The sequence below is a fragment of the Mycobacterium gordonae genome, from assembly GCF_001417955.2.
In the GTDB taxonomy this organism is placed as follows: domain Bacteria; phylum Actinomycetota; class Actinomycetes; order Mycobacteriales; family Mycobacteriaceae; genus Mycobacterium; species Mycobacterium gordonae_B.
In genome coordinates this window covers 99,735-121,000 of the sequence record NZ_LKTM01000350.1, presented here as the reverse complement: position 1 = coordinate 121,000, position 21,266 = coordinate 99,735, and the positions used below count along the sequence as shown (strand labels likewise).

At 65.0% G+C, this 21,266-nt stretch carries 23 protein-coding genes; 5 read left to right on the top strand and 18 right to left on the bottom strand.

The features are described from left to right. Positions 1–27: 27 nt before the first annotated feature. Genes AO501_RS26765 through AO501_RS26755 form a run of 3 tightly spaced genes read right to left on the bottom strand, consistent with a single transcriptional unit; the run spans position 28 to position 2,070 of the window. Positions 28–483, bottom strand: coding sequence for an SRPBCC family protein (locus AO501_RS26765; protein WP_082658865.1), 456 nt, complete (start codon positions 481–483; stop codon positions 28–30). Between the two features lie 57 nt (positions 484–540). Next, positions 541–1,620, bottom strand: a complete 1,080-nt coding sequence (locus AO501_RS26760; RefSeq protein ID WP_055580587.1) for a CaiB/BaiF CoA transferase family protein — start codon at positions 1,618–1,620, stop codon at positions 541–543. Positions 1,621–1,626: 6 nt separating this feature from the next. Beyond that, positions 1,627–2,070, bottom strand: coding sequence for an SRPBCC family protein (locus AO501_RS26755; protein WP_055580586.1), 444 nt, complete (start codon positions 2,068–2,070; stop codon positions 1,627–1,629). Positions 2,071–2,136: 66 nt separating this feature from the next. Here AO501_RS26755 and AO501_RS26750 point away from each other — a divergent pair, with 66 nt between their 5' ends. After that, positions 2,137–3,804, top strand: coding sequence for an alpha-keto acid decarboxylase family protein (locus tag AO501_RS26750; protein WP_055580585.1), 1,668 nt, complete (start codon positions 2,137–2,139; stop codon positions 3,802–3,804). Here the strand turns inward: AO501_RS26750 and AO501_RS26745 are convergent. The 7 genes from AO501_RS26745 to AO501_RS26715 all read right to left on the bottom strand — a co-directional run bounded on the left by AO501_RS26745 (position 3,799) and on the right by AO501_RS26715 (position 11,183). After that, complete coding sequence (locus AO501_RS26745) at positions 3,799–6,333, bottom strand: cellulose binding domain-containing protein (protein ID WP_082658864.1); 2,535 nt, start codon at positions 6,331–6,333, stop codon at positions 3,799–3,801. The genes AO501_RS26750 and AO501_RS26745 overlap by 6 nt on opposite strands. Before the next feature lie 137 nt (positions 6,334–6,470). Further along, positions 6,471–6,686 carry a (2Fe-2S)-binding protein gene (locus tag AO501_RS26740; protein ID WP_055580583.1) on the bottom strand — a complete coding sequence of 72 codons (216 nt, stop codon included), beginning with the start codon at positions 6,684–6,686 and terminating at the stop codon, positions 6,471–6,473. A 12-nt stretch (positions 6,687–6,698) separates the two neighbouring features. Further along, the gene (locus AO501_RS26735) at positions 6,699–7,328 is read right to left on the bottom strand and encodes a hypothetical protein (protein WP_055580582.1); all 630 of its coding nucleotides are present in this window, start codon (positions 7,326–7,328) and stop codon (positions 6,699–6,701) included. 8 nt (positions 7,329–7,336) lie between these two features. Beyond that, on the bottom strand, positions 7,337–7,864 hold the full coding sequence (locus tag AO501_RS26730) for a hypothetical protein (protein ID WP_055580668.1): 528 nt from the start codon (positions 7,862–7,864) through the stop codon (positions 7,337–7,339). 89 nt (positions 7,865–7,953) lie between these two features. Continuing rightward, entirely contained in the window at positions 7,954–8,829 is an 876-nt protein-coding gene (locus AO501_RS26725) for a hypothetical protein (protein WP_231752616.1), read from the bottom strand. A gap of 453 nt (positions 8,830–9,282) precedes the next feature. After that, positions 9,283–10,050 carry a DUF1684 domain-containing protein gene (locus AO501_RS26720; protein WP_055580580.1) on the bottom strand — a complete coding sequence of 256 codons (768 nt, stop codon included), beginning with the start codon at positions 10,048–10,050 and terminating at the stop codon, positions 9,283–9,285. Continuing rightward, on the bottom strand, positions 10,047–11,183 hold the full coding sequence (locus tag AO501_RS26715; protein ID WP_055580579.1) for an LLM class flavin-dependent oxidoreductase: 1,137 nt from the start codon (positions 11,181–11,183) through the stop codon (positions 10,047–10,049). The genes AO501_RS26720 and AO501_RS26715 overlap by 4 nt, the downstream gene beginning before the upstream one ends. A gap of 248 nt (positions 11,184–11,431) precedes the next feature. On the opposite strand from AO501_RS26715, the gene AO501_RS26710 reads away from it, so the two are divergent. Further along, positions 11,432–12,220 carry a TauD/TfdA dioxygenase family protein gene (locus AO501_RS26710; protein ID WP_055580578.1) on the top strand — a complete coding sequence of 263 codons (789 nt, stop codon included), beginning with the start codon at positions 11,432–11,434 and terminating at the stop codon, positions 12,218–12,220. A 50-nt stretch (positions 12,221–12,270) separates the two neighbouring features. Here the strand turns inward: AO501_RS26710 and AO501_RS26705 are convergent, their stop codons facing one another. The 3 genes from AO501_RS26705 to AO501_RS26695 all read right to left on the bottom strand — a co-directional run bounded on the left by AO501_RS26705 (position 12,271) and on the right by AO501_RS26695 (position 15,437). After that, positions 12,271–13,719 (bottom strand): FadD3 family acyl-CoA ligase, encoded by a 1,449-nt coding sequence (locus AO501_RS26705; RefSeq protein ID WP_082658856.1) that lies wholly within the window; start codon positions 13,717–13,719, stop codon positions 12,271–12,273. Further along, positions 13,716–14,906: an amidohydrolase family protein gene (locus AO501_RS26700; protein ID WP_055580577.1), complete on the bottom strand. Its 1,191-nt coding sequence runs from the start codon at positions 14,904–14,906 to the stop codon at positions 13,716–13,718. The genes AO501_RS26705 and AO501_RS26700 overlap by 4 nt, the downstream gene beginning before the upstream one ends. A 102-nt stretch (positions 14,907–15,008) precedes the next feature. Continuing rightward, positions 15,009–15,437 carry a lipoprotein LpqH gene (locus tag AO501_RS26695; protein WP_055580576.1) on the bottom strand — a complete coding sequence of 143 codons (429 nt, stop codon included), beginning with the start codon at positions 15,435–15,437 and terminating at the stop codon, positions 15,009–15,011. Between the two features lie 113 nt (positions 15,438–15,550). Between AO501_RS26695 and AO501_RS26690 the strand changes: the two genes are divergently transcribed. Beyond that, positions 15,551–16,315, top strand: coding sequence for an enoyl-CoA hydratase/isomerase family protein (locus AO501_RS26690; protein ID WP_055580575.1), 765 nt, complete (start codon positions 15,551–15,553; stop codon positions 16,313–16,315). Beyond that, on the top strand, positions 16,312–16,734 hold the full coding sequence (locus tag AO501_RS36330; RefSeq protein WP_082658854.1) for a hypothetical protein: 423 nt from the start codon (positions 16,312–16,314) through the stop codon (positions 16,732–16,734). Before AO501_RS26690 ends, AO501_RS36330 begins: the two co-directional genes overlap by 4 nt. On the opposite strand, the gene AO501_RS26685 is transcribed toward AO501_RS36330, so the two are convergent. After that, on the bottom strand, positions 16,650–17,345 hold the full coding sequence (locus AO501_RS26685) for a TetR/AcrR family transcriptional regulator (RefSeq protein ID WP_055580574.1): 696 nt from the start codon (positions 17,343–17,345) through the stop codon (positions 16,650–16,652). The two genes, AO501_RS36330 and AO501_RS26685, sit on opposite strands and share 85 nt — an antisense overlap. Positions 17,346–17,554: 209 nt before the next feature. Between AO501_RS26685 and AO501_RS26680 the strand changes: the two genes are divergently transcribed. Beyond that, the gene (locus tag AO501_RS26680; RefSeq protein ID WP_055580666.1) at positions 17,555–18,826 is read left to right on the top strand and encodes a cytochrome P450; all 1,272 of its coding nucleotides are present in this window, start codon (positions 17,555–17,557) and stop codon (positions 18,824–18,826) included. 3 nt (positions 18,827–18,829) lie between these two features. Here AO501_RS26680 and AO501_RS26675 read toward each other — a convergent pair whose 3' ends face one another. The 4 genes from AO501_RS26675 to AO501_RS26660 are packed head-to-tail and all read right to left on the bottom strand — an operon-like array spanning position 18,830 to position 21,230. Further along, positions 18,830–19,111 (bottom strand): cytochrome C oxidase subunit IV family protein, encoded by a 282-nt coding sequence (locus AO501_RS26675; protein WP_055580573.1) that lies wholly within the window; start codon positions 19,109–19,111, stop codon positions 18,830–18,832. Positions 19,112–19,114: 3 nt separating this feature from the next. Beyond that, positions 19,115–19,645: a cytochrome c oxidase subunit 3 gene (locus AO501_RS26670; protein ID WP_055580665.1), complete on the bottom strand. Its 531-nt coding sequence runs from the start codon at positions 19,643–19,645 to the stop codon at positions 19,115–19,117. 53 nt (positions 19,646–19,698) lie between these two features. Beyond that, positions 19,699–20,454: a hypothetical protein gene (locus AO501_RS26665; protein ID WP_055580572.1), complete on the bottom strand. Its 756-nt coding sequence runs from the start codon at positions 20,452–20,454 to the stop codon at positions 19,699–19,701. Beyond that, positions 20,451–21,230, bottom strand: a complete 780-nt coding sequence (locus tag AO501_RS26660) for a hypothetical protein (protein WP_055580664.1) — start codon at positions 21,228–21,230, stop codon at positions 20,451–20,453. The genes AO501_RS26665 and AO501_RS26660 overlap by 4 nt, the downstream gene beginning before the upstream one ends. Positions 21,231–21,266 lie beyond the last annotated feature (36 nt).

Here is a 21,266-nt window from a genome sequence, read left to right as displayed (position 1 = left end):
CTAGCAATCATCGACCGGCTGAAAACGTCACTGCTCGTCCTGCTCCGAAGTGTCGCCCATGACCCGCTTCTGTAAGCCCTTGGCCGCGGCGTCGAGAATCTGCTCACTGGCCCGTCGGACGATGAATCCCGGAATGGGTCCCGACGGCTCGACGGTGACGTCGAACCGCACCCGGGTCTTGTCCAGGCCTTCGGGGGTGAGCTTGTACTCGACGTGCTGACCGTGCTGCTGGAAGGTCTTGTCCGCATCCCAGCACACCCAGTCCGGACCCCAGTGATATTCGAGAATCTCCTTGTCGACCAGGCCCAGAATCTTGACCGTCGCCCGCACGTGGTGTGGCCGGCCGTCGGGGTAATAGTCGATCACTTCGACGCTTTTGTGCAGCGACGACCAAGACGTCAGATTGCTGACGTCTGCCAGCGCCTCCATGATCACTTCCTGGGGCGCATCAATGACGAATTCTCGCGACGCTTTTACAGCCACCGAGTTCAAGCTAGCAACGCCGCCGCGCACCCGGACACGGTTCCGGCAAATACCTTGTTACCAGCCTATTTCGGCGAGGGTCGTGGTCTGCACCGGCGGCCGCCCCACCGGCGGGGCCGGCGTGCGGGAGAACCGCGGCGCCGGCGCGGCCTGCTCGACGCCGTGCGCGGTGATCACCGTCGACCGGCCGGTCAGGTGAGCATCGCAAGCGGCTTCGGCCCACGTCAGAACCGGCGTCACGCAGGCATCGGTGCCGGCGAAGACCTCGGACCACTCGTCGCGGGTGCGACTGGCGAACTTCTCGGTGAACAACTCACGCATCCGGGGGAAGGAGCCGGCGTCCAGTTGAGCGGGCACCTCGTCGGGCGACAGTCCCAGGCCGGCCAGTAGCGCGGCGAAGAACTGAGGCTCGATGGCACCGACTGCGACGTACTTCCCGTCGGCGGTCTCGTAGCAACGGTAGAACGGGGCTCCGCCGTCGAGCAGGAACGATTCGCGCTGGTCACGCAGCGACCCGGTCGACTTCATCGTCCACATCATCTGGGCGAGCACGCTGACCCCGTCGACCATGGCGGCGTCGATCACCTGCCCCAGACCCGAGTGCTCCCGCTCATACAGCGCCGTCACGATGCCCAGCAGCACCAGCATCGAACCCCCACCGAAATCGGCCACCAGGTTCAGCGGCGGCATCGGTGGCCGGTCGCGGTAGCCGAGCGCCGACATCGCGCCGGTCTGCGACAGATAGTTGATGTCGTGACCCGCCGTGGATGCCAACGGCCCATCTTGGCCCCAGCCGGTGATGCGCGCGTAGATCAGGCGCGGGTTCACGGCCGCGCACTCGTCAGGACCGATGCCGAGGCGCTCGCAGGTGCCCGGCCGGAAGCAGTCCAGCAACACGTCTGCCTTGGCCGCCAGCTCCAGCAGCGCTCCGGGCTGCGTCTTGACGTCGAGGTCGACGATCCGCTTGCCGCGGTGTAACAGATCCCGGTCTTCGGCGGGCATCTGCAGGCCGCCAGGCCGGCGCACCCGGACCACGTCCGCCCCAAGGTCAGCCAGCACCATGCCCGCGTGCGGACCCGGACCGATGCCACCGAGTTCGATGACCCTGACCCCGGCCAGTGGCCCCCCGCCAACCACTGCCGGCTACTTCCCCTTCTTCACCTTCAGCACGCGCTCGCGCAGATCCTTGGTGGCCGAATCGATCGTCCCCTTGACGGCCCGCTTGAGTACGAAACCGGGCAGCGGCACGTTCGGATCTGCCAGCAGGTCGAACTTGACCAGAGTGGAGTCGCCCTTGGGAACCAGCACGTATTTCCCGTCCTGGGCCTTCTGCTGAGCAGAGCTGACCAACTCCCAGCTCACCTCGTTGTCTTTCCACGTGTAGGCGACCACTTGTTCGTCGGTGATCCCGGCGACTTTGACCTTCATCTTGACCTTGCTGGGACGTCCGTCGGCGCCCGTCTCGAGGATCTCTGCGCTCTGATGCGGCTCGGACCACTCGGGCATCGCCTCAAAATCGGCGATGACATCCAGGATCTCCTCGGGACTGGCTTCGATGACGATCTCGCGGGATTCTTTGATTGCCATGGCCCGCACGATATCGCGGGCAGCGCCCGGCGGGAATAGGCTCTTTGCCGGGGTACCGTCGTTTTCGTGACAGATCCCGCTTACACCGTCGGTGATTATCTTCTCGACCGCCTTGCCGAACTCGGGATCTCGGAGATCTTCGGCGTTCCGGGCGACTACAACCTGGCGTTCCTCGATCACATCGTGACCCACCCGAAGCTGCGCTGGGTCGGCAACGCCAACGAACTCAACGCCGGCTATGCCGCCGACGGTTACGGGCGTCTTCGCGGATTATCAGCTGTGGTAACGACTTTCGGTGTCGGTGAGCTATCACTCGCCAATGCCATAGCGGGCAGTTACGCCGAACACGTTCCCGTTGTCCATATCGTCGGCGGACCGTCCAAAGACGCGCAGGCCACCCGCCGCGCCCTGCACCACTCGCTCGGCGACGGCGACTTCGAGCACTTCCTCCGGATAAGTCGCGAAATCACCTGCGCTCAAACCAATCTCATGCCGGCGACAGCATGCCGGGAAATCGACCGGGTGCTGTGCGAAGTCCGGGAACAGAAGCGCCCCGGCTACATCCTGATGTCCACCGACGTGGCGCGCTTCCCCACCGAACCTCCCGCGAACCCGTTACCCGGCACCAGCGGGGGTACCAGCCCCCGCGCCCTGGCCATGTTCACCGAGGCAGCAACCAAGCTGATCGGTGACCACCAATTGACCGTGCTCGCCGACCTGTTGGTGCACCGTCTGCAGGCGGTCGAAGAACTTCAATCCCTGCTGGACGCAGACGTTGTGCCACATGCCACGTTGATGTGGGGTAAGAGCCTGCTCGATGAAAGCTCGCCGAACTTCATGGGTATCTACGCGGGCACGGCCAGCACCGAACGGGTCCGCACGGCCGTCGAGGACGCACCCGTACTGGTCACAGCGGGGGTGGTCTTCACCGACATGGTCAGCGGCTTCTTCAGCCAGCGGATCGACCCGGCTCGAACCATCGACATCGGCCAGTACCAGAGCAGCGTGGCCGATGAGGTGTTCGCGCCACTGGAAATGACCGCCGCGCTCACCGCGCTGACGGCGATTCTCACCGAACGCGGGATCGCGTCGCCGGCCGTCCCGGAACCGGTGGCCCCGCCGCCGGCGCCCACGCCCGCGCATGACGAGCCGCTGACCCAACGAATGCTGTGGGACAGGCTCTGTGCCGCACTCACGCCCGGGAACGTGGTGTTGGCCGATCAGGGCACGTCGTTCTACGGGATGGCCGACCACGTGCTGCCGCAGGGCGTCACCTTCATCGGCCAACCCCTCTGGGGCTCAATCGGTTACACGTTGCCCGCGGCCTTCGGCGCGGCGGTGGCGCATCCCGAGCGCAGGACGGTGCTGCTGATCGGCGACGGCGCGGCACAGCTGACCGTGCAGGAACTCGGCTCCTTCTCCCGCGAGGGACTTTCGCCCGTCATCGTGGTGGTCAACAACGACGGTTACACCGTCGAACGCGCGATTCACGGAGAAACCGCCCCGTACAACGACATCGCCGGCTGGAACTGGACCCAGGTCCCCGCCACGCTGGGGGTGGCCAACCACCTCGCGTTCCGGGCGCAGACCTATGGCGAACTCGACGACGCACTCACCGCGGCCGCCGAGAACCAGGACCGCATGGTCTTCGTCGAGGTGGTGCTGCCGCGGCTCGAAATCCCGCCGCTGCTAGCCCAACTCGTCGGGAACATGCACCCCACGCCCCGCTCATAGCCGGGGCGCGCCTTCGATCTGCTCGAAGATCTTCGAGAACTGGAACGGCGTTTGCGCGATCCCACTGCCGTCGACCGCATCGACAGCGCCCAGCGTGCCGGAGATGTCGCGGGGCAACTCCCACATGGACAGCTCGCCGATGTGGTTCTGCACGGCGAAGGTGGTCAGCTTCTGCGCGTCGGCCAGGGTGAAGATCTCCAGCGGGTCGTCGTTGATTCCCACCAGCGGCGTCACCCCGAGCATCGACCAGGCCTGCTGGCTCGACATCGACGGATACAACGTCATCAACTGCCCGTGGGTGGCCGTCGCGGCGTCGATCGCGTACTGGCCCATGCCCGGGTTGCCGGCCTGATCGAAGCCCGGGCCGTAGTCCATCGCCATGATGTTCACGTGTGAGATGTTCACGCCGTTGGCCGTAGCGGTCTGCAGCACGTTCAAGCCCCCACCCTGCCCCGGGACCAAGCCGGTCGGAAGCACCGGAAGGGTGTAGGAGACGGAGACGGGTGTGCCGTTTGCCGCCATCTGCTGCTGTAGCAGGGCGATGGCCTTCGACTGTGTCGACATTGCCTGCGTGTTGCCCTGCAGCGCGCCCTCGACATCGAAGTCGAGGTTGTAGATGTGGTAGGTGTTCACCACCGACGCGTACTGCTGCGCCAGTGCGGCCGGGGTCTGCCCGCTCACCGCGGACAGGTCGGTGCCGAATGCGCCGCCGAACGAGATGGTCCCGCTGATGCCGGCGTTGCGCATGCCGGCGATCTGGTTGTCGATGAAGGCACTCTGCGATCCGCCCGTGACGTCGTACGCCGAGTAGCCACCCCAGGCCGGGTGGCCGGCGGGGTCGGCGTTGACGAAGGCGAGCGTGGCGTGTGTGACCCCGTTCTGTGCGGCGGTGGCGAAGTCGTATCCGTTGGGGCCGGGCCACAGCGTGATGTCGACATAGGGCGAGTACACGCCGGACCCGGTCGTGCTGGTGCCTCCGGTTCCCGTGCCGGTGCCTCCGGTGGCCGTGCCGCCGGTCGACGTGCCGCCCGTGGAGGTGCCACCGGTCGACGTGCCGCCGGTCGACGTGCCCCCCGTCGAGGTGCCGCCGGCGCCGGCCGTCGGCTGCCCGTTGAGCAGCAGATTGGTGGGCCCGGCGTAGGCACCGGTCTGCGTCGCCTGGATGCCGACGGTGACCGAGCCACCGGGAGCGATGGTCTGCGTCCAGGACTCCGGTGTCACCGTGTAATGCGTACCTGAGTGAGCCAGCTGCCCACTCCAGGCGCCGGTGATGGATTCATTTGCCGGCAGATCGAATTGGAGATTCCAGTTCGTCACCGGCGCCGTGCCCGCGTTGGTGATCTTGAGGTCGGCCACGAAACCGCTGTCCCAGCGCGACGTCGGCGTGTACGTCGCGGTCAGGCCACTGCCGCCGGTACTCGCGCCGGTCCCGGCGCCCCCGGTGGGGACGGTCCCGGTACCGCCGCCGGTCCCCGTCCCCGTCCCACCGCTGGTGCCCGTGCTTCCGGTTCCGGCGCCGGAGCCGGTCCCGGTGCCACCGGTGCTACCGGTGCCACCGGTGGCGGCGCTGCCCGTGCTTCCCGTCCCGGTTCCCGTGCTGCCGGGTCCGGAACCGGCGCCGGTGTCACCGAAAGGGTGTCCATTCACCAGAAGATTGGTGGGAGCCGAGTAGTCCCCGGAATGCGCCCCTTGAAAGCCGACGGTGACCGAGCTGCCCGGCGCAATGGTGCTGTTATAACTTTCCGGGGTCACCGTGTACTGGGTGCCCGACTGCGAAACTTGCCCGTTCCACAGATTCGTGATGGATTCATTTCCCGGCAGGTTGAATTGCAGCTGCCAGTTGCTCATGGGCGCGGTGCCGGTATTTGTGATCGTGTAATGGGCGACGAACCCATTGCTCCATTGCGACGAGGTCGCATACGTGGCCGTCAGGCCGGTACCGGCACCGCCGGCCGTGGTCGTCGCGGCGCCGGTCGCGGCCGGCACCGATGGCGCAGCCGTGCTTCCCGTCGCGCCGGCCGAAGCGGCCGTACCGCCAGTCGCCGTGGCCGCGCCCGCAGCTGGCCCCGCGGCAGACTGGGCCGGCACCGTCGCGGCGGTAGTTGCGTCGGCAGCACTGGGCCTCAGCTGGGCTTTCGCTGAGTCACCGGGCGTCGAAGCGGCCGCAGCGCCACCACTGCCGGCCCGGCCGCTGGCGGCGTTCACCGCGCCGGCCACCTGCTGACCGGCACTCCGCAGCAGAGCGGCACCGCTCGCCTCGGCGCCGGCGTACGCCCCGGCCGCCGCAGTGAGCCCTTGCACCACCCGCGCCTGGAACGCCGAGGCCTGAGCGCTGAGCACCTGATACTCGTGCGCGTGCGAACTGAACAGCCCCGCGATCGCCCCTGAGACCTCATCGGCGGCAGCCGCCAGTATCTTCGCCGTAGGAATCGCGGCGGCATTATTCACGACACCTAAATTAGAACTGATTTCTGAAATAGAATTTGCAGCCGCTACCAGTGCGTCCGGCGTTGTGGTCAGATATGACATGCCCATCTTCCTCAATCACGTGTCAATAACTTGTTTATAACGAGAACATCACAAGGAGAATTGCGGACACATCCGGGCGTGTCAACTATCCGGCGTGAACAGAATTTCTAAATTTTGCGTAAGCCCCGGCAGGGAGATCAGGAGCCGTGGCCGCGGCAACACGGCGGTGTCATGCCTTCGGCAGGCCGGTCCGCGGTGCGCGACGTGATGATGGCCCGGACGGTGCGTCGACAGCGACCGCAGTCGGCCCCCGCGCCGCAGGCTGCGGCGACCTGCTTCGTGGTTGCCGCCCCAGCCGCCACGGCATCGGCCACCATCTGGCTGGTGATGCCGTTACACAGGCACACGAACATCGAGTGGTCCGATCACTCCACGTCGATCCGCATCATGTCGAAATAGCGGCCGACGAACAACGGCGGGTAAGCGCCCACCCCCGCACCGCCCCCCATCCATTGGGCGGTCGCGTCCGGGTGATCGATCCACTGACGCGCACTTTCCTCGTCGGGAAACTCCTGCAGGATCAGCACTTCGTGGGAATCGTCAAAAGCCTGGAACACCCACGTCTTTCGGACACCAGCTGAGGAGAATCGGTCCATCGCGTGCCCGACCCGGGCGGTGAGGGCGGACACGTCGTCTACCGATGCGAATGCGGCCAGCACTACTCCCGGAGCCTTGGGTGCGGCGGGCGGGGTGGTGATGAATCTTTCGACGATCTCCCCGGCGAACACCGCCGGTATGTCCTCGACACCGGCCTCGTCGAACCAGTCGAAGAACACCCGTGAGCGCAGCAACTCCACGATCGGCTCGCGGCTGTGCACGCCGATCATGACCAGGACGCGGCCGTAGTCGTGCGTCGAGACATAGACCAGGACGTGGTGTGCGCCGATGTCCGCCAGAGCCGCCTTGTTTCGCTCGAGCAACGGCCACACCCGCGTCGGATCCGGGATCCGGTAGTCCGACGCGATCACCATCGAGTGAATGTCGCCGTCGGTCATCGCACTCCTTAAGCCGGATTGAACTGCGAAATGAGCCACTTCCCATCGGCTTTCGTCAGCGTGACCAGCACGCTGCTGGACGTCGTCGTCGGCTCCGGGCGGTCGCGGCTCTGCGTGCTCTGGTTGATGAACAGCAGCACGGTGGCCGATTCAGGATGGAACTCCGTAAGCGCGCCGCGCAACACCACGGCAGTCGTCTTCACCGCCTTCTGCTTGGCGGCCGGTGCGACGATCTGCTGGGTGAATTGGTCGTAGTAGGAGAGAAAGTCACCCGTCAGATGAGATCGTGCGCTGGAGAAATCGCGGTCGAGGGTGTCCGGTGAATACGAGAGGATGGCGATCGTTCCGTCGCTGGCGGCCGCGATGGCCGACTTGGCTGCCTCGGCGTCGACCGCGCGGTCCGGGCGGTAATAGAACCAGAACGACAATCCCAGAACCAAAAGTGAGGTCACGACAACCAGTGCCACCAGGGCGGCACCGAGCTTGCCCGACCACTTGCTCTTCCCAGACGACCGCTTCCTCACCCGTTCGGTCAAGCCCCTGAATCGCCCGGCCCGCGGCTCGTCCGACTTCCCGATGGCCTCCGACTCTTCGGTGGCCTCAGCCGTCGTCGATTTCTTGGGACTCACGGGACGAACTCGACTTTCGACATTTTGAGCTGTCCACCGTCTCGTGTCATGGTCACGATCAGCCGGTACTTGCGCGGATCCTGTTTGGCGCCAGCCGCGTTGGTGACTTCCGATGTGCTGGCTACCAGCACCACCGCTGAGTTGTCGGTCATCGAATCCAGGTCCACCGCGGCGGCTTGGACAGAACCCTGCGAGACCACCTTCGACTGTTCGACGACGTTGGTGAAATCATCGGCCATCTTGAGAAAGTCGTCCTTGAACGTTCCCGTGGAGACTTCGACGATGCGCTGCACTCCTTCTTTCGCGTGCTCAAAGTCCAGTGACGTCAAGGTCACCACACCCTGCCGCGCCGCTGCGGCGTACTCGGCCACCTGCTGACGCTCTCGCACCGCGTGCTTGTGCAGTACCGCCATTTCCACGCCGGCACCCACGGCGACGAGCGATACGAGGACGGCCAGCACGGCGGCAATCGCGGACAATTTCGGGCGGCCCGGCCACCGTCGGCCCGCCTCGGACTCTTCGGTTTCCAGCGAATCCTCGTCAGCCTCCGCGGAATCGGCCTCGGTCCCGGCTTCCTCTGATTCCTCCGCGGATTCGGTGTCTTGCGGCTCGTCCTGCGAGGCCTGCTCGCTGACAACCGATTCCGTCGGCGCGGCTTCGTCTTTCTCATCCTGGGCCGCGGCAGCTTCGCTGATGTCTTCCTCGGCAGGCTTTTTGGTTTCGGCGAGTTCAGCCTCGCGACGCAACCTGATGGCCCGGGCGCGGGCACGGGCGGCAGCGGCAAGAGCTTCAGCTTCGGCGGCCTCGGCCTCGGCCTGGTCGGCGAGAGACCGGATCTCGGCGGCCGTGTGCGGCGTGTCTCCTTTTTTCACCCGGCCTGATTTCGTGTCAGCGTGCCGGCAGGCACGGTCCAGGCCCGCTCACGCGCGTGAGAACAAGGCCGCTCGTCACTCAATCTGAACTCCTCTGCCGCTTGCCCGTCGGCGACACAATGGTGTGTCTCTGCCGACGGTATCGGACATCGGAGCGCTGATCCGATGCCGTGCGGGATGCCACGGGGGTCGCCGTTGGCCAACCCTACTCGGCACCATCACTGGCGACGACAAATGCGGCGGTGTGCGACCACTTCCGTCGACAACCCACGGAGAGGGAGATTATCACTTTTCGTTCCCGCAGTGGGTGCACCCGTCGGCCGAGGAGCTCAGAAATGCAGTCTGTTCTGTGGAAATAGCATTCTCAGTTCCGATGATTTTCGCAGCCCAGTTCGATCAGAGACCACTAGGCGACCATGCGGGGCGGCGACGGGGCCAACCTCGGATGCGTCGCTACCGCGGGTTCTTCTCACCCGCTTCGATCGCGACTGGCAGCCTGTTCTCGGCCGGCGCGACCGGGCACGTCGCGTAGTCGGTGAACGAGCATGGCAGATTCGCTGCCCGATTGAAGTCGAGCGTGACCTTGCCGTCGGCGGCCGGCGCAGGAATCAACAGGGATCTGGCGGCGGGGTAGGTGGTCACGCCGCTTGTCGCGTCGGTGAACAAGACGTGCAACGCACCATCCGCCGCTCCGAAGGCGACGAGTCTCAAAGCAACGCCAGCTAGTTCGAAGTCAATGACGCCCACGGCGTTGAGGTGGTGCTCGAGTCCTTCGACGACCGCGCCCGTCGTGACCGCCTCGGGGTGCGCATACCGGGTGAAAGTGCCTGTCACTACCCATTCCCGGCCGGGGGCATAGGTGGGAATGCCCCGGTAATCCTTCAGATGCGGGGATTTCGGATCGTGCACTCGCAACGCGGCCGAGCCGGTTCGCCGAATGACTTCGATGCGGCGCTCACCGGCATCGACGAGCAATCCCGGCGCCCCTTCGACAGGTTCCAGCCTGTTGGTGCCGTCTAGGCCCTCGACGTACACGGCATCGGCGTCCGCGCGCCACCGACCAGGAAGGTCGGCGACGTTCTCGAATCTGTCGGTGAGCCAGTACAAGCCGGTCAGGCTCACCCAACCCAGCGGATCACTGAAATAGCGTTCGCGTTCGGTGTGCCAGTGCTTCCACTCCCTTTCGAAGATCTCCGCAGCGTTGTCGGCAACGGTGGTCATCCCAGCTGCTCCTTCCCGGCCGGGGCGATCGGCCTGACCTGAGTGATGTCTGACGATGATTCAGATGGTTCTGATGATTCCGAGGCCAGCTGTGCACTGAGAGGGCGACTCGGAATGCGCTCGCGGAGAATGGGCGCCACGTCGGATTGAAAGAGCTCGAGACTGCTGCGCTGTTGACTGGGTGTCAGGCCGTCAGCATCCGCGCTGAGGTGAATCACTTCGTGACCCAGCTGCTCGTGGTAACGACCCACCGTGTCAATCACCTGCTCGGGGCTGCCGACCAAGGCCGAGCTCCGTTCGATGAAGTCTTCGATCGAGTCGAACTCGGCCGGCATTCCGGCGCGCCGCTGCACCGCAAGGCGCGCCTCGAAGATCGGCCGGTAACGGTTCACCGCTTCCTGCGACGTCGAAGCGACGTAGAAGCCGGCGGTCCCAGCACCCACCAGTGCGTCCTGGGGGCGGCGCCCGTGAAACTCCCAGCGCTGCCGGTAATGCCGCACCAGTTCGGCGTAGGGCTCGACGGGGTTGCTGACGTTCGCGGAGAAGATCGGGTCACCGTGTCTCGCGGCGAGGTCGACGGAACTCTTGCTGGTCGCGCTGCCATGCCAGATGCGGATGCGGTCCTGCAACGGCCGGGGAAGCGTCTTCGCGTCGGCAAGCGGCGGACGAAAACGACCGGACCACGTCACGTGCTCGCTGCCCCAGAGGAGCCGGAACAGCTCGTACCCTTCGCGATTACGGTCCCATTGATCGGCGGTGGTCACGTGAAAAAGTTCGGCCTGTGCCGCACCATTACCCTTTCCGATGATCAGCTCCAGACGGCCGCCGGACAGATTGTCCAGTGTCGAATAGTCCTCGAACGCCCGGACCGGATCCAGCAGGCTCAGCGTTGTGACCGCGGTGAACAACCCGATCTTCGACGTGCGGGCCGCGATGTTGCTCAGCACCACCGGCGGGGAAGATGAGATGAACGGGTCCTCGTGCCGCTCCCCCACTGCGAATCCGTCGAATCCCAGATCCTCGGCAAGCACCGCTTTGTCGACGACGTCGCGCAGCCGGGCCGCAGGACTCTTCTTCTCACCGGACACCGGGTCCGGGAGATGTGTGATCAGCGTGATCAGCAAGAATTTCATACGGTAAGAACGAACCGAGCGCCTCCTCACTTCATTCCCTACCCGACGTTCCGCTGCCCGGCCCCGACGATGCGGGCCCGCGGCGGTGAAACCGCCGGAGTTTCGAACACCAAGGGTCAGTTCGGATTTCGCTGACGCAGCCGACATCGTCGGCATCGGCGCAGCTGGATCGTAACCATTCCACTACCCCGCCGCCGGTGGTTGCCTTGCATGGGTAGCCGTTGTTGCGGGGGCCAAAGGGGACGCAGATGACGAGAACCCACACCGCCCCCTATCGGATCGTGCCGGCCAGTCCGGTGCTCGGGGCCGAGGTCGTCGGAGTCGACCTGGCCGAGGGCATCGACGAGTCGATCGCCGAGGCACTCCGCGAGGACTTCTGGCGTTACAAGGTCCTCGTCCTGCGCAATCAGCACCTGTCGCCCAACGAGCATGTTGAAGCCGTGCGGCTATTCGATGAGCCGTTCGACCATCCGCTGTGGCTGCACCGCGATCAGCGCAATCGGTTCGTGTACGTGTTCGACCTGGCGAAATCCGGCAGCGCAGCGACGTGGCACGTGGGCGGCACGTGGCGCAACCCACCCTTCGCTATCGAGTCGCTGACCTATCAGGCGGTGCCAGAGGTGGGCGGCCACACGCTCTGGGCCGACTTACAGGCCGCCTACGACGCGCTTTCCGAGCCGTTCAAGGAACTCCTCGAGTCGGTGAGCGCCGTGCACTCCGCCTATCCCGGTGACGGTACGTCTCACCGGCCCCCGGTAAGCGACACGACAGAACACCCGGTGGTGCGCCGGCACCGTCACACCGGCCGCAAGGGGCTCTTCCTCAGTTCGTCCGCGATCCGCCTGACCGGCATCGAACCGGCCGAAAGCCAAGCGCTGCTGCCGTTTCTTCTGGCACACGCGGCCTCACCCAATTTCACGGTCGGATTCGGTTGGAAGCCTGGTGATTTCGTCACCTGGGACAACCAGGCCGCGTGGCATTTCGCGGTCAACGACTACGACGGACCCCGCAGCTACCGCAAGGTCATCGGCGGCTGAGGGCGCCGACGGCGAGAACCACCACTCCGCCCGGTCCGTCGCTCCGCCCGCTAACGAAGTAGGTCCTTCACTACCTTGCCGGTCGCGTTGAGCGGCAGCGACTCGAGGAACTCCACCGTCCGGGGCACCTTGAATCCCGCCATGTGCTGCCGGCACCAGTCGATCAGTTCCGTTGCCTCGACCGGACTCTTCCGGACGATGAAAGCCTTACCGATCTGGCCGAGCCGCTCGTCGGGCACACCGATGACGGCCGCTTGAGCCACCGCCGGATGGCCCATGAGCAACCCTTCGATCTCGGCCGGGTAGGCGTTGAAGCCGCCGACGATGAACATGTCCTTCTTGCGCCCGACGATGCGCAGCCGACCGGTTTCATCGAAATTGCCCAGGTCTCCGGTGTGCAGCCAGCCGTCGGCATCGATCGCCTCCGCGGTCGCGGCGGGGTCGTCGAGGTAGCCCTGCATGACGCCGTAACCGCGCACCAGAACCTCGCCGTCCTCGCCGGTACGCACCTCGACCCCCGCACAGGGCAGTCCGGCCGTCGTGGCCACATCCTCGAAGGAATCACCGGGCCGGGACAACGTCACATTGCCGGCCTCGGTGAGGCCGTAGCCGGTCATCAACGTCTGAAACGGCAACTCGCCGTGGATGCGACGGACGAGTTCGACGGGGATGTCCGCCGCTCCGGTCACCCCTGCACGCAACGTCGACAGCCGGGATTTGTCGGAAACCGTCAATAACGAGTGATACAGCGTCGGCGGGCCGGGCAGCATCGTGACCCGTTCGCGCTCAATGAGATCCACCACCGAGTCGACGTCGAACACTGCTACCGGCAACATCGTCGCGCCCCGCAGGAAGGACGTGACCAGTCCGGCCTTCAGGCCGAACGTGTGGAAGTACGGATTGATCTGCAGGTAACGATCGCCCTCACGCAGGTCCGCCAGCGTCGCCCATTCGTCGTACATCCGCAGCGTCTGGCGATGATTCATCATCGCGCCCTTCGGACGGCCCGTCGTGCCCGAGGTGAAGATGATGTCGGAGATGTCGGTGCCGTTCATCTCGCGCTCGAAAGGTGAACCGCTGGAAAGGAAATCAGACTTCAGATCGATCACGGGGACATCCGCCGGAGCGCCGTATTCCTGCCCCAGAAAACCCTGCTGAACGAGCACCGCGCGGGCCCCGCTGCGGGTGATGATGTCCCCGGCTTCATCGGCCTTGAATCGGGTGTTGACCGGCACCAGCACGCCGCCGGCGGTGAGCAGACCGAACGCCGCGACGATCCACTCCATCGAGTTGGGCGCCCAAATCGCCGCCCGGTCCCCCTTGCCGATGCCGAAACCAGCGAAAGCGCCTGCGGCGCAGCGAATCCGCTCAACGATTTCGGCGAAGGTGTAGCGCAGCGCGCCGTCCACGACCGCTTCGGCGTCGCCGAACCGGTCCGCCGCGCTCAAGACCATCTCGGGGATGGTCCGCCAGGTTTGCTTGGCCGGGTGGCTCGTCACACCGTGACGAGCCGACCGAGGTTTCCGCCCATGATCTTCGCCTGCGACTCAACGGGCAGGTGTGACAGCGCGTTGATGTAGTACGTCGGCTCCGCCAGCCCCTCCGGGTGTGGCCAGTCCGAGCCGTACAGCACCTGGTCCACGCCGACGAGATTGATCAGATCGTCGATGCCCTCCTCGAAGAACGGGCTGACGTAGATCCGGTTCTTGACGGTCTCGACGGGATCGCTCGGGAAGGCTTCGGGAGCCTTGCGGAAGACCTCGGCCAGGCCGTCCAGCAGTGGGGTCATCCACTTCGACCCGGCCTCGACGATCGCGACCTTGAGCTTGGGGTGGCGGTAGAGCGCGCCGTGAATCACCCACGAGCCCACCGCGTCCTGGATGGGCCGCCACTCGTTGAGGATGCCCATCGCGTTGGTCTGGAACGGCAGCATCTCCTGGTCGGCGCCGTCCCACTCCGAGGTGTAACGGGAGTAGCCGCTGTCGCTGGAATGCATGCCGACCAGCAGGTCGTGTTCGACGACCCGCTCCCAGAACGGGTCGAACTCGGGCAGCGCGAACGACCGCGGACCGCGGAATCCGGGGACCGGAGCCGGGCGGATCAGGATGCAGCGCGCACCACGCTTGACCACCCACTCCAGCTCCTCGATCGCCTTCTCCACAATGGGCAGGGTGATGACCGGGGTGGTGAAGATGCGGTTCTGGTAGTTGAAGCCCCAAACCTCGTCGAGCCACTGGTTCAGCGCGTGGATGAGCACATGGATGGCGACCGGGTCGTCGCGCAGCCGCTCCTCGATCAGACTGGCCAGCGTCGGGAACATCAGGGTGCGATCCAGGCCCAGCTCGTCCATCTTCTCCAGACGCGGACCGGGCTCGAAGAACGCCGGGATCGCGCGCATCGGTTCGCCGAACAGCTCGCGTTTGGTCTTGCCGTCCGGGTTGCCGTACTTGAAGTACTCCTCCCAGGCGCCCGGCCGGGCGACGACCTCGAATGTCGGGTTGGGAATGTAGTTACTGATCACCCCGCGCAACGCGATCTTGGTGCGCCCGTTGATCTGCACGTACTGGACGTAGTCCTTGTACTCCTTGGGCAGGAATTTGGTCAGCGCTTCCGGCGGCTCGTAGAGGTGATTGTCCGCGTCAAAGAGCGGGAACGGGACGTCTTCCCGGTGCGACAGCTGCCCCATGAAATCCTCCTTCGCGTTTTGTGAGAATACTATTCTCTCCGCTGGGCGTGCGCAACGACGGGGTGGCGCGACAGGGTGTGCGCGCAGCACGCGGGGGAACGCTCAGCAGGTGGCTTTGATCTTGAAATCCACCGTCGCCGCCTCGTTCGGCTTCGCGGTGGTGGCGCCATTGGCGGTACCGCTGATGACGAAGTTGCTGCCGTCGAAACGGGTGGCGGCAGCGCCACCGCCGCCGGGCGCGGCCGTGGTGGTGCCGGTGAACCCACCCAGATTGTGAAAGCGCACGGAGATAGTGGTCGCCGGGTGTTGACGCTGGTCCAGGATGGCCGTGGCTCCAGACTCGTCGTTGCCCAGAGCGATTGTCCGGTACCACTCCTGCTGGTAGCACCTGACCAGATCGGGCCGCACTTCGGTGCCATTGATATTCACGGTCGCCGTACTGGCGAGCTGGCCCTGGGACGGCGTGCTGCAGGCTGCGAGTGCGGCCACCACGGACACCGCCGCGATGACTGCTGCGATTCGGTTCTGCACCTGGCACCCCCTGAAACAACTTCTGTCAACTTCGGGACCTGCACCGATGATGCTATTCTCCGTGGACGAGAATGCCAATATCGCCGTTCTCGCGCCCCAAGGAGTGATCACCCATGGTCGAGCTGGAATTCGATGAGCTCGGCACGGGGGTGGCCGTACTCACCATCGATCGGCCGCACGCGCGCAACGCCATCGCGCTGGAGACCATGGGGCAGCTCGAGCGGGCCCTGCACTCGGCCACCGGCGCCCGCGCTCTGGTCATCAAGGGCGCCGGCGACCGGGCGTTCGTATCCGGCGGTGACCTCAAGGAACTCAGCGCCCTGCGCACCGAAGAGGCCGCCGCGGCGATGGCGAGACGAATGCGGGCCGTGTGCGATCAGATCGCGTCGTTCCCCGCTCCGGTGATCGCCGCGCTTAACGGTCACGCCTTCGGCGGTGGCGCCGAAGTCGCCGTGGCAGCGGACATCCGGGTTGCCGCCGACGACATCAGAATCGCGTTCAATCAGGTGCAGTTGGAGATCATGCCGGCGTGGGGCGGGGCCGAGCGCCTGGCCGCGCTGGTCGGCAAGAGCCGGGCACTGTTGTTGGCGGGCAGCGGAACTGCGCTCGACGCCGCCGATGCCGAACGGATCGGCCTGGTGGACGTCGTGCTGCCGCGGGCATCCTTCGACACTCCCGACAAGGGATGGCGCGCGGTCGCCACGTCGTTGGCCCGCCGTCCCGCCGCCGAGATAAAGCGGGTAATCAGCGGAGTTTCCGCTGATGAGGCGATAGCATCATTTGCACGGCTGTGGGTGGCAGACGCGCACTGGCAAGCCGCAGAGCGGGTCATGAACCGCACAGCCAATCCGCGCCCAGCAGCCGGAGGAGCGATATGACAAGTACCGCAACGAAACTCGCAGTCCTGGCCATATCGCCGCTGCTTGTCGGGCTGCTGCGCCCCGCCCCGGCCCACGCCGACGACGACCCGCCCATGCATCAGGTCGTCTACACCATCTCGGCCAAGAACCCGATCTACGCCGATATCTACTACCAGGATCAAGACCCGAGCAAGTTCTCCGACTACAGCCACAATCCCTACACGTTCACACCGAACATCCAGGCCGACATCGCCCCCGGCAGGCCGTGGACCCAGCAGGTGATGCTCATCAACCCCGACGCCTGGGCGATGGTCAGCGTCAGCACCGGGCGGCAACCCGGTGCGCCCGGGTTTCACTGCACAGTGTCGGTGGACGGCAACGTCGTGGTGTCCAAGGACGGGGACAAGGGCGTGCTTTGTTCGCTACGGACCTGGTGAGCCGCTGCACCGCCGAACATGTCCGCCCTCGGTTCGCCTTCCAGACGGCGCAGGTGCCGCTCGACGAACTCCGTCGTCTCGGCGTGACCATCCGACATTCCCAGCGCCTGCTCGAGAACCAAGAACCGCGACAGACTGGTCATGAACACGGTCCAAACCATCGGCGGCACATCGTCGGTGTCGACCGCGTAACGCTGCAACGCAGCCGACACCGCGCGACGCTGCTCCTCGCGGAAACGTTCGGCGTAGTAGGCGATTTCGGCCCGCATTTCCTTGCGGTGATTCGCCAGCGCCATGAACTCCATCGAAATCCGGGCGAAACCGGGGTCGGAACCGAACTTCCACAGCGCCCACAGGGGCTGCGGCGACTGCAACAACCGGCTCTGCGCCTGCAGTCCCTCCTCGGCCCGGCGCCGAAAAACAGCCAGGAAAAGCTCCTCCATCGTGCGGAAGTAGTAATGCACCAGCTGCGGCTTGAGTCCCGCCTCGCCGGCCAGCCGCCGCGAAGTCACTGCGGCGTAGCCCTCTTCAAGCATCAGCTTTTCGGCCGCGTCGAGCAGCAGCCCGCGATTCTTCGCGTCCGGCGCCCCGATCCTGCGGGCCGATGTCATCGCTGTACTCCGTACTCTGCGCACTCACCTGGCGGTCACGCCGATCGTAGTCACCGGACCCGGCCGGGCCGGCCGCGCAACCTTGACCCTGACATTACCGTCATGCTAAGCAAGTGCTCAGCAAAGCATCTCATTCGGGCGGCGCCAGCTCTCGTCGCCGACTCAGCATCGGCGCCACGCAGGCCCGGCTCCAGGAGGCACGCGAAAACATGACCGAGTACGACACCATCGACTTTTTCACCGATCCGTCACTGGTTCCCGATCCGTATCCGTATTTCGACTATCTGCGTAGCTGCAACCCGGTGCTGAAGCTTCCCCATCACGGGGTCGTTGCCGTGACAGGGCACGCAGAGGCGACCGCCGTCTACAAAGACACCGAGTCCTTCTCGAATTGTGTTGCGCTGGGCGGTCCTTTCCCCCCGCTCCCGTTCACACCCGAGGGCGACGACATCAACGCCCAGATCGACGCGCACCGCACCAGCTTCCCGATGTACGAGCACATGGTCACCATGGACCCGCCCGACCACAGCCGCGCCCGGTCGATCCTGAGCCGGCTGCTGACTCCGAGCCGACTCAAGCAGAACGAGGAGTTCATGTGGCGCCTCGCCGACCGTCAACTCGACGAGTTCCTGGTCAACGGCCGCTGCGAGTTCATTGGGGAGTATTCAAAGCCGTTCGCGACGTTGGTGATTGCCGATCTGCTCGGTGTTCCCGAGGAGGACCACAAGGAGTTCCGGGTCGTCCTCGGCGCTGACCGCCCGGGACGGGTGGGGGCACTTGACCACGAGTCGGTGGGTATCAACCCGTTGGAGTTTCTCGACGACAAATTCTCCTCCTACATCGAGGACCGGCGCGCACACCCGCGCGACGACGTGCTGACCGCGCTGGCCACCGCCAAGTACCCGGACGGGTCGACGCCCGAAGTCATCGACGTAGTACGTTCGGCCACCTTCCTTTTCGCCGCCGGGCAGGAGACCACGGCCAAGCTGCTCAGCGCCGCGTTGCAGGTGATCGGCGACCGGCCGGACATCCAGCGGCAACTGCGCGACGACCGCAGCCTGATACCCGGGTTCATCGAAGAATCGTTGCGGATGGAGAGCCCGGTCAAGAGCGACTCGCGACTGGCCCGCCGGGCCACTCAGGTGGGCGGGGTAGACATTCCCGCCGGCACCGTGGTGATGGTGCTACCGGGAGCGGCCAACCGCGACCCGCGCCGGTTCGACAATCCGCACGAGTTCCAGATCGACCGCAAAAACGTACGGGAGCACATGGCTTTCGCGCGTGGTGTGCACTCCTGCCCGGGTGGTCCGCTGGCCCGGGTGGAGGGCCGGGTATCCATCGAGCGCATTCTGGACCGCATGGCCGACATCGGGATCGATGAGACCGAGCACGGCCCCGCCGACGCCCGCCGGTACACCTATGAGCCGACGTACATCCTGCGGGGGCTCAACCAACTGCACCTTACGTTCACCCCGCAATAACCCTCAGCTCAACGCCAACCCCACGAAGTAGCTGCCGAACAATCCCGCGGCGATCAGCAGCACCCAGGCGTCGGTCAGCCGGCAGAGCAGGGCCGGGGCCTGCCTGACCTCCATGAACTCGCGAAAGATGATGCGCACCTTGACCAGTGCGATGACGATGACGCCACAGGTGACCACCACGTTGGATCGTAGGGATCCGTTTGCCGAATGGTCGATCCACAGATAGCTCACCGTCAGAGCGGCCAGCACCAACCAGACAACAAGAAGCCTTCTATTGAATTTCACCGCTCACCTCACCACATACAGCATTGCGAAGATGAGCACCCACAGGAAATCGACTGTGTGCCAGTACGTCGCGGCCGTCTCGATCAGCACCTGGGATTCACCGGTGCCACGCCTGGCGCCCCGCAGCCGGTAAACGATGACGCCGAGGGCGACGAAACCGATCAGCAGGTGCACGAAGTGGATGCCGGTGAGGAAGAAGTAGTACGTGAAGAAGTCGTTGCTGTCCAAGCCGTTTCCCGTCTGCACCAGGCGGGCCCATTCCACGACCTTGAAGAGCAGGAAGACCCCGGCGAATGCGGCTGTGAGGACGGCGTCGCGCAGTGCCGCCCGGTGGGCGCCAGCCCGCGCAGACTGAACGCACCGCGCCACCGACCACGAACTCAGCAGCAGGACAAGGGTGTTGAGCACCCCGACGCGCAGATCCAGATGAGCCTGAGACTGCAGGAACAATGCTGGGCTTCTGGCGCGGTAGAAGAGGTAGAAGCCGAAATATGCGGTGAATATCAATGTCTCGAACAGAACAAAAGCCCACATGTCCGGCTGCCCCGGCACGGCGGTCGTGCGCCCGGCCTTCCCGGTGGAGTCCGTCACGACGCGGCCACTCTCTTCGTGGGCAGGTCCGGCAGCGGGCCCGTGCCAAAGTCTTCACGCCGGATCAGCTGAAAAAGCATGACGATGAAAGTCACTTGGTAGATCCCGAATACGACCATGTCCAGCCACCAGGCGATCTGCCCGTTCCAGGCCAAGACACCGCGTCCGAAGATCCAGCAGGGCGCGACGACCACCTCGGTGAGCGCATTGCACAGATTGAGGTAGCCGAACCATTTGGGGAATACCCGGTTGTTGTCGATCAGGATCGCGACCATCCAGATCAGCGAGCCGATCAGGAACACCCCCATGGTTCCGTCGAAGGACAGAAAGGCGAAGTCGTAGAGCCAGCCGAGCACCCTGGGGTCCCGGCCGGGGCGCAACGTTCCGGCGATGAGCGCGATGCAGAGCAGCAGCATGCCGGGTACCGCGGCGAGCGAGTAGATGACCAGGTACGAGTATCCGAAGATGCGGCTGACCGACATACGTCGCATCGAGTAAGCGATCAGAGCGTTGTTGATTGCGGTCATTCCGGTGATCACAAAAATGATGCCGAACCCGATGGGTATCCCCAGGCGGCGTTCTTCGAACCAGTGGACCTGGGTCGCGAGGTCCCAGGTGGGCTGCGGCGGCGGCTGCACCTGCGCCACGATGAAGAACACCGGGAAGAAGACGTTGTAGAACACGATCTGGGTCCACCAGGCCAGCCACAGCTCGCGCTTCGGGTTCTGCCGCAGGCTCGTTGCGACGCTCACGCGCTGCCCGGTTCTGTTGCGACCGAGTCTTTCTCGGCGCGCTCCCGATACACCGCCCGTCCCAGGACGACGCCCATCACGACGATCCAGACACCGATTGCGAGGTTCTTCACCCAGAACGACAGCACACCGTCCCACGCCAGCGGGCCGGACAACGTCACGCCGGCGAAGGCCGCCGGCACCAGGGCTGCGGCGACGAGCAGGTTGAAGCGGGCGACCCAGCGGCCGAAGACCGGCTGCGGCTGATCGTCGAAATAGATTGCCAGCGCCAGGATCACGCTCTGCCCGATCAGGAAGGGAACCAGGACGGTGAAGGTGATCCACGCGAAATCATTGAGCAATTGCGTCAGCTCGGGACTTCGCTCCGGACGAAAAGCGGCCAGCAGCCAGCAGACGTCGGCGACCAGGAACAGCGTCGGACCGCCGGCCGCGCAACCCAGCATCGCGTAAGAGAAGATCGGCGTGCGATGCGCCATTCGCCGGATCTGCATCACGATCAGCGCCAGGATCGGGACGAGACACACCCCGAACCAGTTCAAAATGATCATGCTGTACCGGATTTCGGGGAGATGCGCCGGATCGCGGTAGAACGCGGCAACCTGCTCCGCCGACATGGTGGGCGACATCGGCGGATTGAAGCCGGGAAACAACAGGAAGGCGGCGATCCAGATGATCACCGTGACGGGCAGCGTCCACAACAGAATCAACTCACCATCCGTGCGCCGCAACCCAACTCGCAGCGGTCCTGAATTCTGAGTCGTGCCGATGTCGGTCATCAGTGCATCCTTCCAGCGCACGTCATCGTGCGACTA

Coding starts and splice junctions, on each gene's coding strand:
- AO501_RS26745 (WP_082658864.1), bottom strand. CDS start 6,333: ATGTCATATCTGACCACAACGCCGGACGCACTGGTAGCGGCTGCAAAT.
- AO501_RS26735 (WP_055580582.1), bottom strand. CDS start 7,328: ATGACCGACGGCGACATTCACTCGATGGTGATCGCGTCGGACTACCGG.
- AO501_RS26755 (WP_055580586.1), bottom strand. CDS start 2,070: ATGGCAATCAAAGAATCCCGCGAGATCGTCATCGAAGCCAGTCCCGAG.
- AO501_RS26685 (WP_055580574.1), bottom strand. CDS start 17,345: ATGACATCGGCCCGCAGGATCGGGGCGCCGGACGCGAAGAATCGCGGG.
- AO501_RS26720 (WP_055580580.1), bottom strand. CDS start 10,050: ATGACCACCGTTGCCGACAACGCTGCGGAGATCTTCGAAAGGGAGTGG.
- AO501_RS26710 (WP_055580578.1), top strand. CDS start 11,432: ATGACGAGAACCCACACCGCCCCCTATCGGATCGTGCCGGCCAGTCCG.
- AO501_RS26680 (WP_055580666.1), top strand. CDS start 17,555: ATGACCGAGTACGACACCATCGACTTTTTCACCGATCCGTCACTGGTT.
- AO501_RS26700 (WP_055580577.1), bottom strand. CDS start 14,906: ATGGGGCAGCTGTCGCACCGGGAAGACGTCCCGTTCCCGCTCTTTGAC.
- AO501_RS26670 (WP_055580665.1), bottom strand. CDS start 19,645: ATGTGGGCTTTTGTTCTGTTCGAGACATTGATATTCACCGCATATTTC.
- AO501_RS26690 (WP_055580575.1), top strand. CDS start 15,551: ATGGTCGAGCTGGAATTCGATGAGCTCGGCACGGGGGTGGCCGTACTC.
- AO501_RS26660 (WP_055580664.1), bottom strand. CDS start 21,230: ATGACCGACATCGGCACGACTCAGAATTCAGGACCGCTGCGAGTTGGG.
- AO501_RS26715 (WP_055580579.1), bottom strand. CDS start 11,183: ATGAAATTCTTGCTGATCACGCTGATCACACATCTCCCGGACCCGGTG.
- AO501_RS26740 (WP_055580583.1), bottom strand. CDS start 6,686: ATGTTCGTGTGCCTGTGTAACGGCATCACCAGCCAGATGGTGGCCGAT.
- AO501_RS36330 (WP_082658854.1), top strand. CDS start 16,312: ATGACAAGTACCGCAACGAAACTCGCAGTCCTGGCCATATCGCCGCTG.